Below are 13,245 nucleotides of genomic sequence, written 5' to 3' on the forward strand. Positions count from 1 at the left end.
TATGACGCTGCGCACGAGCAATCAACTGTTCGACGCTTACTTCACCGCCGCCAGCATGGCCGAAGTGTTCTGTGACCAGGGACGCTTGCAGGGCATGCTGGATTTCGAGGCGGCGCTGGCCCGGGCCCAGGCTCGGGTCGGGTTGATTCCCCAGGCTGCCGTCGCGCCGATTGCCCAGGCGTGCCTGGCTTCGCTGTATGACGTCGATGCGCTTGGCGCGGCCATTGCCACGGCGGGTAATTCCGCGATTCCAGTGGTGAAGGCGCTGGGTAAGTTGATCGCCAGCGAAGATGCCGACGCCGAGCGTTATGTGCATCTGGGCGCGACCAGTCAAGATGTGATGGACACCGGCCTGGTGCTGCAAGTGCGTCAGGCGCTGGTGCTGATCGAGGCGGATTTGGCGCGCCTGGGGGACGTGCTGGCTGCCCAGGCGCAGCGCCACGCCGCCGTGCCGTTGGCTGGCCGCACCTGGCTGCAGCACGCGACACCGGTCACCCTGGGCATGAAAATCGCCGGTTGGCTGGGCGCCGTGACACGCAGTCGTCAGCGCCTTGCCGAATTGAAACCGCGCCTGTTTGTCGTGCAATTTGGCGGTGCGTCCGGCACCTTGGCTGCGCTCGGCGAACACGCCATGCCTGTTGCCGAAGCCTTGGCCGCCGAGTTGCAACTGGGCTTGCCGGAGCAGCCCTGGCACACCCAGCGCGATCGCCTGGTGGAATTTGCCAGCGTGCTCGGTCTGATCGCCGGCAGCCTCGGCAAACTGGGGCGCGATATCAGCCTGTTGATGCAAACCGAGGCGGCAGAGGTGTTTGAGCCCGCCGCGCCGGGCAAGGGCGGTTCATCGACCATGCCGCACAAACGCAACCCCGTAGGCGCCGCCGTATTGATCAGCGCTGCCACCCGCTTGCCGGGCCTGGTGGCGACCATGTTCAGCGCCATGCCCCAGGAGCACGAACGCAGCCTGGGCCTGTGGCACGCCGAATGGGAAACCTTGCCAGAGATTTGCCGCCTGGTGTCCGGCGCCTTGCAACAGGCGCTGCTGGTGAGTGAAGGGCTGGAGGTCGATACCGCGCGCATGGCGCAGAATCTCGACCTGACCCAGGGCCTGGTGTTGGCTGAAGCAGTCAGCATCGTGCTTGCCCAACGCCTGGGCCGCGATACCGCACACCACCTGCTGGAGCAATGCTGCAAACGCGCCATGGCCGAGCAGCGTCACTTGCGCGCCGTGCTGGCGGATGAGTCCCAGGTGACTGCCGAGTTGTCAGCGGCTGAACTGGACCGGCTGCTCGACCCGGCTCATTACCTGGGCCAAGCCCAGACCTGGGTCACGCGTGCCGTGACTGAACACTTTGCTTTGACTGCCTGAGGAGACCGCTGTGGCTTTTGTACAACTCGCCGAGGGCGAATTGCATTACCAATTGGACGGGCCCGTGGATGCACCGGTACTGGTACTGTCCAACTCCCTGGGCACCGACCTGCATATGTGGGACGTGCAGATTCCGGCGTTCACCGAGCATTTTCGCGTGTTGCGTTTCGATACCCGCGGTCACGGCAAATCCCTGGTCACCGAGGGGCCGTACAGCATCGAACAACTGGGGCGAGACGTGCTTGCGTTGCTGGATGCGCTGGATATCCAGCGCGCGCATTTTTGCGGCCTGTCCATGGGCGGATTGATCGGCCAATGGCTGGGCATCCACGCCGGCGAGCGTTTGCGGCGTCTGGTGGTGTGCAATACCGCCGCCAAGATCGGCACGCCTGAGGTTTGGAACCCGCGCATCGAAATGGTCCTGCGTGACGGCGCCGCTGCGATGGTGGCGCTACGCGATGCTTCGATTGCGCGCTGGTTTACCGCGGATTTCGCTGCGGCCAACCCGCACCAGGCCAAGCAGATCACCGACATGCTCGCGGCCACATCGCCCGAGGGCTACGCCGCCAATTGCGGCGCCGTGCGCGACGCGGATTTTCGTGAGCAACTGTCGTTGATCAAGGTGCCGACCCTGGTGATTGCCGGCACTGAAGATGCGGTGACACCGCCGGCTGGCAGCCACTTTATCCAGCACCATGTGCAGCGCGCCGAATACGCCGAGTTCTATGCGGCGCACCTGTCCAACGTGCAAGCCGGCGCTGCCTTCAGCGACCGCGTGATCAACTTTCTGCTGGCTCGCTGAGGAGCGTTTTGTGGACGAGAAACAACGTTACGCCGATGGCCTGCAGGTGCGCCGCGAAGTGCTGGGCGATGCTCATGTCGACCGCAGCCTTAATGCCCTCACCGAGTTCAACAGCGAGTTCCAGGAAATGATCACGCGCCATGCCTGGGGCGATATCTGGACGCGCCCCGGGCTGCCTCGGCATACCCGCAGCCTGATCACCATCGCCATGTTGATCGGCATGAACCGCAGTGAAGAGCTCAAGCTGCACCTGCGTGCGGCCGCCAGCAATGGTGTGACCCGCGCCGAGATCAAGGAAGTGCTGATGCAGAGTGCGATCTATTGCGGAATACCGGCGGCGAATGCGACGTTTCACTTGGCCGAGTCGGTGTGGGATGAGCTCGGGGTTGAATCGCGCGCGTAATTGGCGAGAAGACCCGCCCGTGATCATCGGGCGGGCAGTATTCATGAGATTACGCCAGCGTGGGGTTCAGGCACTGGTCCCGACAGGTTTGTAGTTTTGCGTGGTATAGCGCTGCCTCAAATTGGGCTCTTCTTCACCCGAAACGAACCCGCCGCCACTGTACAAAGTGCCTGCTTTACCCTCGCCCATGTTGATAAAGGCATAGTTCTTTACATTAGAGTCGATGGTGACTTTATCGTCTCCGTCTCCGGCTTGAATGAACAGCCTGGAACCACCTGCTGGATCGTTTTTAATAGGCAGGAGGAATTGTTGCCCATTCACTTCAGCTAACAATGAATTGTCTTCTGCTGCGCTGATACGAATAGTGTCATTGCCGCTGCCGGCGGTTATTTGCATGACGCCGTCGCCGAACTGCCTTGGGTTGGCGTTTGGCGAGAACTTGAATGTGGTCTCGTCATGTTTGAACTCGGCGCCTTTTTGCAGGTGAGGTGCAATGGCGATGATTCCGGGTTGCGAGAATGTTTTCACGCCCACTGACTCGGGGGCGGAGGTATACCCATTGGTCCCGGAAACCGCGTGGTTGTCGTTAAGACTCACAGTGGTTTGGAACCAGATGTCGTCTGCAATCGTGACGTGGTCATCGCCACCCCTGGTTTTTATTTCCACGGTCTCGGTCATGCCGCCAGCATTCTGAACCGGTAACAGGTATCGCCTGCCGTTTATTTCTGCGACGACCCCAATGTCCGGAAGACTCTTGAGGTGAACGTTGTCTGCACTATTACCGGTTTCGATGGTGACTTTGTTGCGCAGCATGGGAACGCCGTGAAAACTGCCTTCATGAGCCGTTGCCGAGGTGATCTTGACGTTACCGTTATCGTACGTGTGAGTGGTCGGGGTACTGGTGAGGGCGCGTGGCACTTCGGTGATGGGGCTTGATTCGATGGGCTGTTGTGCTGGAGCCGTAGCTGCGGAATTGGCGGGTTTATCCATCGCGGAGTTAACACGCTGGCCGGCCAGCGAGGTAGCAACCTGATCCTTCGCGAAGCGCGCAGGTTTGGCGGTGTTCGCCGGTAGAAAGTTATTTTCTTTACGGTGCAGCGGGTGGAGGGAGTCTGAGTGTTTTTTATCGCGGTGAATGGATTTTTCGTTAGGGCTGTAAAGGCTGTGCGAATAGTTGTTCTGTAAGGGAGTTGTCAACATGACTAAGTCCTTTTAAAGGTTGGGAAGTGTGAGAAGGTTGGGCAGTGCGCGGTAAGTCTTGCGAACTACTGATCCGATAGTGGGCGGGAAGGAGTACTGAGTTCCAACGCCACTTGTTTCACTTTCCTACGTATTCAAAGGGCTTATGGTCAGTGGGTGGTTAATAAGGTGGGCGTGGTGGGGCAGGATGGGACTACCTGTCTGACTTAAATATCTTACTGTTGTAATTGTTTGTAGCTTTCAGTGTGAGTCCGCATCCCATATCCAGTTCCATACACCCGGCAAATGGACCTCTTCATTCACATCCTTCACGGTACGTGCCAGTGCTGCGCGTTCCAGCATGGCGGTGTCGGTGTAGAACGGCTCGGAAGCAGTCTTCACTCCGTTGATTCGCGCGCTGTCCATCAGGATCTGCATGTATTCCTGCATATGCCGGGCGGTGTAGCGGTTGATGTCATGGAAGGTCACTACCACCGGTATCACGCCTTCCACCATCGGCAGTTCACCCAGCGCGATGCGCTCACGCACGACCGACAGCTGCCGATACAAATTGGCCCGCCGGCGCGGGCTGGCGTTGAAGCCCCAGATCTTGCCGTCATTGGCACTGAGGTCCGTCAGCAGTACGTGCATGCCATGCCGCTGGTAGGCGGCGAAGGTACGGCGGTCGTAGTTCCAGAACGGAGGGCGTACCAGCACGGGCGGCGTGCCGGTGATGGCGGCAATGTCTGTCGCACCTTCGGTGAGGGTGTATTCCAGCTCTGCATCGTTCAGCCAGCGGTGATTGGTATGAAACGCCGTCGCCGTGTGGAAGGCCAGTACATGGCCAGCGGCGAATTCACGTTCCATGGTCTTGCGCCCTCGAGAGCTACCGCCGGAGCGGGCCGCTTCGGTCTGCAAGAAGAACACCGCCTTGATCCCCGGCAATACCGGGTTATTCGCCAGATCCGCCACGACCGAACGGCTCGGGTTGTTGTAGCCCGAGGCGCTGGGGCCGTCATCGAAGGTCAGCAGAAAGCGGATCGGCGCCTGGGCTTGCAAGCGTTGCTGGGTTGCCGGTGTCAGGGCAATGGGCGCGCCGATGCAGCCACTCAGGCTCAGGGCCAAGGCAAACACTACGCTCGCTGCGGCAAAGGGTTTCATCAGGTACGCAGGCTCGATAAAGGCCGCTGCTGGGGGGATCAGCAGCGGCAGGCGCGCACCATACAGCAAGTCCGGCGCCGGTTTACAGCAGACTGATGGGGTAGCTGACGATCAACCGGTTTTCGTCGAATTCGTTGTTGCTGTAGTCGCGGCGCATGCTCGAATTACGCCAGCGCACCGTGAGGTTTTTCAGGCCGCCGCTCTGCACGGTGTAGCCCACTTCACTTTCGCGGCCCCACTCCTTGCCGTCGGTGATAGTGCCGGTGTGCACGTTGCTGCCGCTGATATAGCGGTTCATCAGGGTCAGGCCAGGAATGCCCAGGGCGGCAAAGTTGTAGTCGTGGCGCACTTGCCAGGATTTTTCCTCGGCGTTGTCGTAGCTGGAGTTATAGCTGTCGTTGGCCAGGGTGCCGCCACTGGTGCCGTTGACGCGCATCCAGGCGCTGTTGCCGGTGAGTTTTTGCAGGCCAACGTAGAAGGTATTGCCGCCGTACCTGGCAGAAAGCAAGCCGGACCAGGTTTTGTTGTCCAGGTTACCTGCGCGGGCGCTGCCATCGTCCTTGCCGTAGAAGAACCCGAGGTTGGCGCCGAGGGTCCAGGCGCCGACAGGCTGGCTGTGGATCAGGTTGAGATACTGCTGGCTGTAGATGTCCTTGAGCTGGGCATTCCATACGCCGACCTGGGTGCGCTTGTCGTTGAATGCGTACTCGGCACCTTGGAAATTGAAACGGTCGGAAGTGAAGGCGGTTTTGCCGAACATCGACATGTCGCTCATGCTGCCGTCGTCACGCGGGCTGTTGGCGCGGAACTGGCCGCCATACAGGGTCAGGCCGTCGATTTCCTTCGAGGTGATCTGCCCGCCGCGCAGGGTCTGCGGCAGGGAGCGGCCGTCGTCGGAACGCAAGATCGGCAGCACCGGCATCCATTCGCCTACCTTCAGCTCTGTCTTGGAAAACCGCGCCTTGAACGCCACGCCCAGGCGCCCGAACTCATCCGCCGGACGGCCATCATGGTCCAGCGGCAGCAACTGGGTGCCGCCCGTGCCGCGCCCGCCATCAAGCTTGAGCGAGTACAGGCCCAGCACATCCACACCAAAACCCACGGTGCCTTGGGTAAAGCCGGACTTGGCGTCGAGGATGAAACTCTGCGTCCACTCCTGCGCGCCACCCTGGGCCTTGGTCGGGTTGGTGTAATTGCGGTTGAAGAAGAAGTTACGCAGGTTGAGGTTGGCGCTGGCATCTTCAAGAAAACCGTGTTCTTCGGCGATTGCAGGAACGGCAAGACTGCCGACAGCGGCAGCCAGCAACAGCTGGCGCGGGTGAAAAGTGCTCATGGTGTTGGACCTGTTGTTATTGGGTTTATGCAGGTGGCGGCCATGGTGCGCGGCGGTATGGGGGCGATGAAAGTGGGGGAGGGCGGGTTGTGGGCGGTGATCGAACGCAAGTTGGCGAGGTAAAAAACCAGGCATAAAAAAACCGCTTCCGGTAAGGGAAGCGGTTTTCTTACACACGCGCTATCAGAACAACTTCAACGGCGGTGCTTGTTCTTTCAACGGCTCGTTCTTGGCGGTCTGCTCATTCCAGCCACCGCCGAGGGCCTTGTACAGGTTGACCTCGCTGGTCAGCTGCGCCAGGCGGTCGGTGATCAGCGATTGCTGGGCACTGAACAGTTGGCGCTGGGCGTCGAGGAAAGTCAGGTTGCTGTCGACACCAATGCGGTAGCGACGCTCGGCCAGGCGGTAGTAATCCTGGTTAGCCTCGACGAAGCCACGTTGGGCATCCAGTTGCTGCTTGTAGGTCTGACGCGCAGCGAGGCCGTCGGAGACTTCCTGGAAGCCGGTCTGGATGGCTTTCTCGTAGTTGGCCACGTTGATCTCTTTCTGGATCTTCGAGTAGTCCAGGCTTGCGCGCAGGCTACCGGCGTTGAAGATCGGGATGTTGATCTGCGGGGCAAACGCCCAGGTACCCGAACCGCCTTTGAACAGGCCGCCCAGTGTTGGGCTGGCGGTACCGGCACTGGCCGTCAGGCTGATGCTCGGGAAGAACGCCGCACGGGCCGCGCCGATATTGGCATTGGCAGCCTTGAGGTTGTACTCGGCCTGCACAATGTCGGGACGACGTTGCAGCAGGTCTGACGGCAAGCCGGCAGGCACTTCGCTGAGCAGGTCATCGGACAGCGGCTTGCTGGCGATATTCGCCGGCAGGCCGGTGCCCAGCAACAGGGTCAGGCTGTTTTCGTCCTGAGCCACCTGGCGCGTATAACGTGCCAGTTGCACCCGGGCGTTTTCCACCGAGGTGCGTGCCTGGCTGAGGTCCAGCGCCGACGCCACGCCGACTTCGTTGCTGCGCGAGGTGAGCTTGAAGCTCTGCTCGAACGCACCCAGGGTGTCCTGGGTCAGCTTGAGCAGTTCCTTGTCGGCCTGCCAGGTCAGGTAGGCATTGGCCACGCTGGCCACCAGGCTGATCTGGGTACTGCGCCGCGCTTCTTCAGTGGCGAAGTACTTCTGCAGCGCTTCTTCACTCAGGCTGCGCACGCGACCGAACAGGTCCAGCTCATAAGAGCTGATCCCCAGGCCCGCCGAGTACTGGCTGGCGATAGACGATTCGCCGGTCTGTGACAGCTTGGCCGGGGTGCGCGAACGGCTGCCGTTACCGGTGGCCGATACCGCCGGGAACAGGTCGGCACGCTGGATCTGGTACTGCGCTGCATAGGCGTCGATGTTCAGGGCCGCGACACGCAGGTCACGGTTGTTCACCAATGCGGTCTGGATCAGCTGTTGCAGGGCAGGGTCATGGAAAAACTGCTTCCAGCCCTGCTCGGCAGCGGCCTGGTTCGGCGCCTGGGCCGACGAATACGCCGGCCCCTGCGGGAACTGTGCAGCCACCGGCGCATCGGGGCGCTGATAGTCAGGTATCAGCGAGCAGCCACTGAGCACGAATGCCGTGACGGCTAGGGAAAGTAGCGACTTGCTCATTGGCCAGCCTCTTTAGGAGTTTCAGTAGTGTCTTTCTTTTTGCGTTCGCCGGCCGAGGACACGGTTGCGTAGAACAGTGGCACCCAGAAAATGGCAAGCACAGTGGCGGTGATCATACCGCCGATCACGCCGGTACCGATCGCGTGCTGGCTGCCTGAGCCGGCACCGCTGGAAATCGCCAGCGGCAGTACGCCGAGCACGAACGCCATGGACGTCATGATGATCGGGCGCAGACGCATCCGGGACGCTTCGATAGCCGCCTCGACGATGCCTTTGCCTTGCTCGTGCAGCTCTTTGGCGAATTCCACGATCAGGATGGCGTTTTTCGCCGCCAGGCCCACCGTCACCAGCAAGCCCACCTGGAAGAACACGTCGTTGGACAAGCCCCGCATACTGGTAGCGATCAGTGCACCGATCACACCCAGTGGCACAACCAGAATCACCGCGATCGGGATCGACCAGCTTTCGTACAGTGCCGCCAGGCACAGGAACACCACCAGCAGCGACAATGCGTACAGGGCTGGCGCCTGGGAGCCGGACAGGCGTTCTTCGTACGACAGGCCTGTCCAGGCATAGCCGACACCGGCCGGCAGTTCTTTGGCAATGCGTTCGACTTCGGCCATCGCATCACCGGTACTGTAGCCTGGTGCCGGGGTACCGAGGATTTCCATCGCCGCTACACCGTTGTATCGCGAAAGCTTGGGCGAACCGTAGATCCACTGGCCTGACGAGATGGCCGACAGCGGCACCATTTTTCCGTCGCCGCTGCGTACGTACCATTTGTCCAGGTCTTCCGGCGACATGCGGCTGGCGGCGTCACCTTGCACATACACCTTCTTCACACGACCACGGTCGATGAAGTCGTTGATGTAGCTGCCACCCAAGGCAATGGCCAGGGTCTGCTGGATATCGGCAAGGCTGATGCCCTGGGCACTGGCTTTCTCGTCGTCGACGGTCAGCTCGTACTGCGGTTCATCGTTCACGCCGTTGGGACGTACGCCCGCCAGCACCTTGCTTTGCGCCGCCGCACCGAGGAACTGGTTACGGGCAGCCATCAGCTTGTCGTGGCCCACGCCACCCTGGTCTTGCAGGAACACGTCGAAACCGGTGGCGTTACCCAATTCCAGCACCGAAGGCGGCACGATGGCAAATACCATGGCGTCCTTGAAGGCCCCGAAGAAGTAACCCTGGGCACGCTTGGCCACTTCGAATACCGATTGGGTCGAGTCACGCTCGTCCCACGGCTTGAGCATCACGAACGCAAGGCCCGAGCTCTGGCCACGGCCGGCGAAGTTGAAGCCGTTTACGGTAAACACCGAGTTCACCGACTTGCCTTCGCCAGGCTCACCTTCCTTGTCGTTCAGCAGGAAGGCGCGCATGTCATCGACGACTTTTTGCGTGCGCTCAGCCGAAGCGCCTACCGGTGTCTGCACCTGGGCGAAGATCACACCCTGGTCTTCCTCTGGCAGGAACGCGCTTGGAATACGGGTGAACATCCAGATCATGCCGGCCAGAATCAGCACATACACCAGAAACGCCGGGATCTTGTGCTTGATCATGTTGCCCACGCCGCGCTCGTACTTGAGTACGCCGCTGTCGAAGGTGCGGTTGAACCAGCCAAAGAAGCCGCGCTTGGGCTGGCCGTGCTTTTCCGGATCGATCGGCTTGAGCATGGTGGCGCACAAGGCCGGGGTGAAGATCAGGGCAACCAGTACCGACAACGCCATCGCCGAAACAATGGTGATGGAGAACTGGCGGTAGATCACACCGGTGGAGCCACCGAAGAACGCCATCGGCAGCAATACCGCCGACAGTACCAGGGCAATACCCACCAGGGCGCCCTGGATCTGGCCCATGGACTTGATCGTCGCTTCCTTGGGCGACAGGTGCTCCTCGGCCATGACCCGTTCGACGTTTTCCACCACGACGATGGCATCGTCCACCAGCAAGCCGATGGCCAGGATCATGCCGAACATGGTCAGGGTATTGATGGTGAAGCCGCACGCCGCCAGGATCCCGAAGGTACCCAGCAATACCACCGGTACGGTCATGGTGGTGATGATGGTGGCGCGGAAGTTCTGCAGGAACAGGAACATCACCAGGAACACCAGCACGATCGCTTCGACCAGGGTGTGAACCACGCCGGAGATCGACTCGGTCACTACCGGCGTAGTGTCATAGGGCACCACCGCCTTCATGCCTGGCGGGAAGAACGGTTCCAGAGACTTCACTGTTTCGCGGATGGCCTTGCCGGTGTCCAGTGCGTTGGCACCGGCCGCCAGCTTGATTGCCATACCCGAGGCCGGCTTGCCGTTGAATTGCGCACTGATGCTGTAGTTCTGGCCGCCCAGTTCGATACGCGCGACGTCACCTAGGCGAACTTGGGAGCCGTCGGTGTTCACCTTCATCAGGATCTTGGCGAATTCCTCTGTGCTTTGCAGGCGCGTCTTGCCGATGATGGTGGCGTTCAGTTGGGTGCCGGGCAGCGCAGGCAGGCCGCCCAGTTGGCCGGTGGCCACCTGCACGTTCTGGGCCTTGATGGCATTGCTGACGTCCACTGGCGTGAGCTGGTAATTGTTCAGTTTGGCCGGGTCGAGCCAGATACGCATGGCGTACTGCGAACCGAACACCTGGAAGTCACCCACCCCCGCGGTACGGGAGATCGGGTCCTGGATGTTGGACACGATGTAGTTGGAGAGGTCGTCCTTGGTCATGCTGCCGTCTTCCGACACCAGACCGATCACCATCAGGAAGTTCTTCACCGACTTGGTCACGCGGATACCCTGTTGCTGCACTTCTTGCGGCAGCAGCGGGGTGGCCAGGTTCAGCTTGTTCTGTACCTGAACCTGGGCGATATCCGGGTTGGTACCCTGGTTGAACGTCACGGTGATGGTCATGCTGCCGTCGGAGTTACTGTCCGAGGAGACATAACGCAGGTTGTCGATACCGTTGAGCTGTTGCTCGATGACCTGCACCACGGTGTCCTGCACGGTTTGTGCGGAAGCGCCTGGGTAGGTCACCTGGATATCAATGGCCGTTGGCGCAATGGCCGGGTATTGGTTGATGGGCAACTTCAGGATCGAGAGTGCCCCGACCAGCATGATCACCAGGGCAATTACCCAGGCGAAAATGGGGCGGTCGATAAAAAATTTCGACATGGATTACTCCCCTTGACCAGCAGCGGCAGCAGGTGCTGCAGCAGTACCGGCGGGTTTAGCGTTGGCAGCTTCCGTGACCTTCACCTCGGCGCCCGGCTTGACGTATTGCAAGCCTTCGGTGATGACGCGGTCACCGGCATTGAGGCCTTTTTCCACCAGCCAGTAGGCACCCGCGGTACGGTTGGCAACCAGTTCGCGTTGCTCGACCTTGTTGTCCTTGTTCACGATCAGCGCCGTCGGAATGCCGCGCAGGTCACGGGTCACGCCTTGCTGCGGAGCCAGGATGGCCTTGCTGTTCACGCCGGCCAGCAACTGGGCGTGCACGAACATGCCCGGCAGCAGCACGTGGTCAGGGTTGGGGAACACGGCACGCAGGGTCACGGAACCGGTGGTCTGGTCGACCGACACTTCGGAGAATTCCAGCTTGCCGTCCTGGGCGTAAGGCGTGCCGTCTTCCAGGGTCAGCTTGACCTTGGCGGCGTTTTCGCCGGCCTTCTCCAGCTGGCCGCTTTCCAGGTCGCGGCGCAGTTTCAGCATTTCAGCCGAGGACTGCGTAACGTCGACGTAGATCGGGTCCAGTTGCTGAATCACGGCCATGGCATCGGCCTGGCCATTGCTGACCAGCGCGCCTTCGGTCACCGAAGAACGACCAATGCGCCCGGAGATCGGTGCAAACACTTTGGTGTAGCGCACGTTGATCTGGGCGGTTTGAACGTTTGCTTCGGCGGTCATGCGGTTGGCGACGGCGGTGTCGTATTCCTGACGGCTGACGGCCTGTTCATCGACCAACTGCTTGTAGCGGTCGCTGATGGACTTGGTCTGGGACAGGCTGGCTTGTGCGCTTTTCAGCGTGGCCTCATACACCGACGGGTCGATCTGGTAGAGCTGTTGCCCTTCCTTCACGTCGGCGCCTTCCTTGAACAGGCGCTTGAGAATGATGCCGTTGACCTGAGGCCGCACTTCCGCGATGCGAAAGGCCGTGGTGCGGCCTGGCAGCTCGGTGGTCAGGGTATAGGCTTGCGGTTGAATGGTGACCACGCCGACCTGAGGGGTTTGAGCGGGCGGTGCCGCTTCTTCCTTTTTACATCCGCTGAGCAGCGATGCCAGGGCGACGGCAGTGACCAGAGCGGTAACAGCTGGCTTAAGTTGCATGAAGATCCTCGGGTCAGGCGCGCAGAGTGCGCACAAGAAGTGTGGAAGGGTAAAAAACAAGCCGTGAGTGGATAAGTAGCTTGCTACGCAATATACTTACGTTCATGGTTGTTTGTAAACTCTTGACAGGCTTGGCGCATTGTTGACAAAGCACTGCCGCAAGCCTCGATTCTAGTACGTTCGGTGCCCATGACGGCGTCGTCCCATAATTATTCAGATGATGGTCAAGTACCATCCACAGTGTCCCGATTGAGGTTTTACTGCCATGGTTCGTCGCACCAAAGAGGAAGCTCAGGAAACGCGCAGCCAGATTCTCCAAGCCGCCGAGCAAGCCTTTTATGAGCGCGGCGTCGCGCGGACCACCCTGGCGGACATCGCCACGCTGGCAGGGGTGACGCGCGGGGCTATCTACTGGCACTTCAGCAACAAGTCCGACTTGCTTCAGGCACTGCTCGACACGTTGCACGAGCCCCTGGACGAACTGGCGCGGGCCAGTGAAAGCGAGGACGAAGCCGACCCGCTGGGCTGTATGCGCAAGCTGCTGATTCATCTCTACCATGAAGTGGCCCTGGACCCGAAAACCCGGCGCATCAACGAGATTCTGTTTCATAAGTGCGAGTTCACCGATGAAATGTGTGACATGCGCCGCCAACGCCAGACCCACACCCTTGAGTGCAACCTGCGCATCGGCTTGACGTTGCGTAACGCGGTCCATCGCGGGCAACTTCCAGCCACGCTGGATACCACCCGCGGCGCTGTGTGTATTCATGCCTTTATCCACGGCTTGATCGGCCAGTGGCTGCTGGTGCCTGACAGTTTTCAATTGCATCAGGACGCCGAGCGCTGGGCTGATATAGGGCTGGACATGCTGCGCCTGAGCCCCAGCCTGCGCAATTGAGACAAAATGCGTAATTGCGACCAGTTGTGTCAACAGTAAAGCCTAAGGATCGTCAATCGTCCTTCTGCCTGATTTGTGGGGTGACGTTATATACGGGCTGGCGGGCCGTTGATAGGTAGCCGGCTAAGTATTTTGTAGCGATATTGTTGCCG

Annotated in this window: 10 protein-coding genes; 4 read left to right on the plus strand and 6 right to left on the minus strand. The window is 60.3% G+C overall.

Going from position 1 to position 13,245, the window contains the following annotated elements:
• The first annotated feature begins 1 nt into the window (after position 1).
• Genes TK42_RS01965 through pcaC form a run of 3 tightly spaced genes read left to right on the plus strand, consistent with a single transcriptional unit; the run spans position 2 to position 2,571 of the window.
• The gene (locus tag TK42_RS01965) at positions 2 to 1,366 is read left to right on the plus strand and encodes a 3-carboxy-cis,cis-muconate cycloisomerase (RefSeq protein WP_103733480.1); all 1,365 of its coding nucleotides are present in this window, start codon (positions 2 to 4) and stop codon (positions 1,364 to 1,366) included.
• Between the two features lie 10 nt (positions 1,367 to 1,376).
• Positions 1,377 to 2,168 carry a 3-oxoadipate enol-lactonase gene (gene pcaD / locus TK42_RS01970; RefSeq protein ID WP_032877319.1) on the plus strand — a complete coding sequence of 264 codons (792 nt, stop codon included), beginning with the start codon at positions 1,377 to 1,379 and terminating at the stop codon, positions 2,166 to 2,168.
• 10 nt (positions 2,169 to 2,178) lie between these two features.
• On the plus strand, positions 2,179 to 2,571 hold the full coding sequence (gene pcaC, locus TK42_RS01975; RefSeq protein WP_005785883.1) for a 4-carboxymuconolactone decarboxylase: 393 nt from the start codon (positions 2,179 to 2,181) through the stop codon (positions 2,569 to 2,571).
• Positions 2,572 to 2,637: 66 nt separating this feature from the next.
• On the opposite strand, the gene TK42_RS01980 is transcribed toward pcaC, so the two are convergent.
• From TK42_RS01980 to TK42_RS02005, 6 genes are all read right to left on the minus strand, one after another.
• On the minus strand, positions 2,638 to 3,771 hold the full coding sequence (locus TK42_RS01980) for a hypothetical protein (RefSeq protein WP_103733481.1): 1,134 nt from the start codon (positions 3,769 to 3,771) through the stop codon (positions 2,638 to 2,640).
• 240 nt (positions 3,772 to 4,011) lie between these two features.
• Entirely contained in the window at positions 4,012 to 4,911 is a 900-nt protein-coding gene (locus tag TK42_RS01985) for a polysaccharide deacetylase family protein (protein ID WP_032881064.1), read from the minus strand.
• 82 nt (positions 4,912 to 4,993) lie between these two features.
• On the minus strand, positions 4,994 to 6,244 hold the full coding sequence (locus tag TK42_RS01990; RefSeq protein ID WP_032877317.1) for an OprD family porin: 1,251 nt from the start codon (positions 6,242 to 6,244) through the stop codon (positions 4,994 to 4,996).
• 183 nt (positions 6,245 to 6,427) lie between these two features.
• Entirely contained in the window at positions 6,428 to 7,885 is a 1,458-nt protein-coding gene (gene adeC, locus TK42_RS01995) for an AdeC/AdeK/OprM family multidrug efflux complex outer membrane factor (RefSeq protein WP_032877316.1), read from the minus strand.
• A complete protein-coding gene (locus tag TK42_RS02000; RefSeq protein WP_032877315.1) occupies positions 7,882 to 11,043 on the minus strand; it encodes an efflux RND transporter permease subunit in 3,162 nt (1,053 codons plus the stop codon). The genes adeC and TK42_RS02000 overlap by 4 nt, the downstream gene beginning before the upstream one ends.
• A gap of 3 nt (positions 11,044 to 11,046) precedes the next feature.
• Entirely contained in the window at positions 11,047 to 12,195 is a 1,149-nt protein-coding gene (locus tag TK42_RS02005; protein WP_103733482.1) for an efflux RND transporter periplasmic adaptor subunit, read from the minus strand.
• A gap of 265 nt (positions 12,196 to 12,460) precedes the next feature.
• Here TK42_RS02005 and TK42_RS02010 point away from each other — a divergent pair, with 265 nt between their 5' ends.
• On the plus strand, positions 12,461 to 13,093 hold the full coding sequence (locus TK42_RS02010; RefSeq protein ID WP_005785903.1) for a TetR family transcriptional regulator: 633 nt from the start codon (positions 12,461 to 12,463) through the stop codon (positions 13,091 to 13,093).
• Positions 13,094 to 13,245: the final 152 nt, after the last annotated feature.

The sequence above is a fragment of the Pseudomonas sp. GZJR-8 genome (assembly GCF_002916705.1).
Taxonomy (GTDB): domain Bacteria; phylum Pseudomonadota; class Gammaproteobacteria; order Pseudomonadales; family Pseudomonadaceae; genus Aquipseudomonas; species Aquipseudomonas synxantha_A.

What these genes read in the sequence shown, in the direction of transcription:
- TK42_RS01980 (WP_103733481.1), bottom strand. Translation starts at nt 3,771, where the DNA reads ATGTTGACAACTCCCTTACAGAACAACTATTCGCACAGCCTTTACAGC.
- adeC (WP_032877316.1), bottom strand. Translation starts at nt 7,885, where the DNA reads ATGAGCAAGTCGCTACTTTCCCTAGCCGTCACGGCATTCGTGCTCAGT.
- TK42_RS01990 (WP_032877317.1), bottom strand. Translation starts at nt 6,244, where the DNA reads ATGAGCACTTTTCACCCGCGCCAGCTGTTGCTGGCTGCCGCTGTCGGC.
- TK42_RS02005 (WP_103733482.1), bottom strand. Translation starts at nt 12,195, where the DNA reads ATGCAACTTAAGCCAGCTGTTACCGCTCTGGTCACTGCCGTCGCCCTG.
- TK42_RS02010 (WP_005785903.1), top strand. Translation starts at nt 12,461, where the DNA reads ATGGTTCGTCGCACCAAAGAGGAAGCTCAGGAAACGCGCAGCCAGATT.
- TK42_RS01965 (WP_103733480.1), top strand. Translation starts at nt 2, where the DNA reads ATGACGCTGCGCACGAGCAATCAACTGTTCGACGCTTACTTCACCGCC.
- TK42_RS01985 (WP_032881064.1), bottom strand. Translation starts at nt 4,911, where the DNA reads ATGAAACCCTTTGCCGCAGCGAGCGTAGTGTTTGCCTTGGCCCTGAGC.
- TK42_RS02000 (WP_032877315.1), bottom strand. Translation starts at nt 11,043, where the DNA reads ATGTCGAAATTTTTTATCGACCGCCCCATTTTCGCCTGGGTAATTGCC.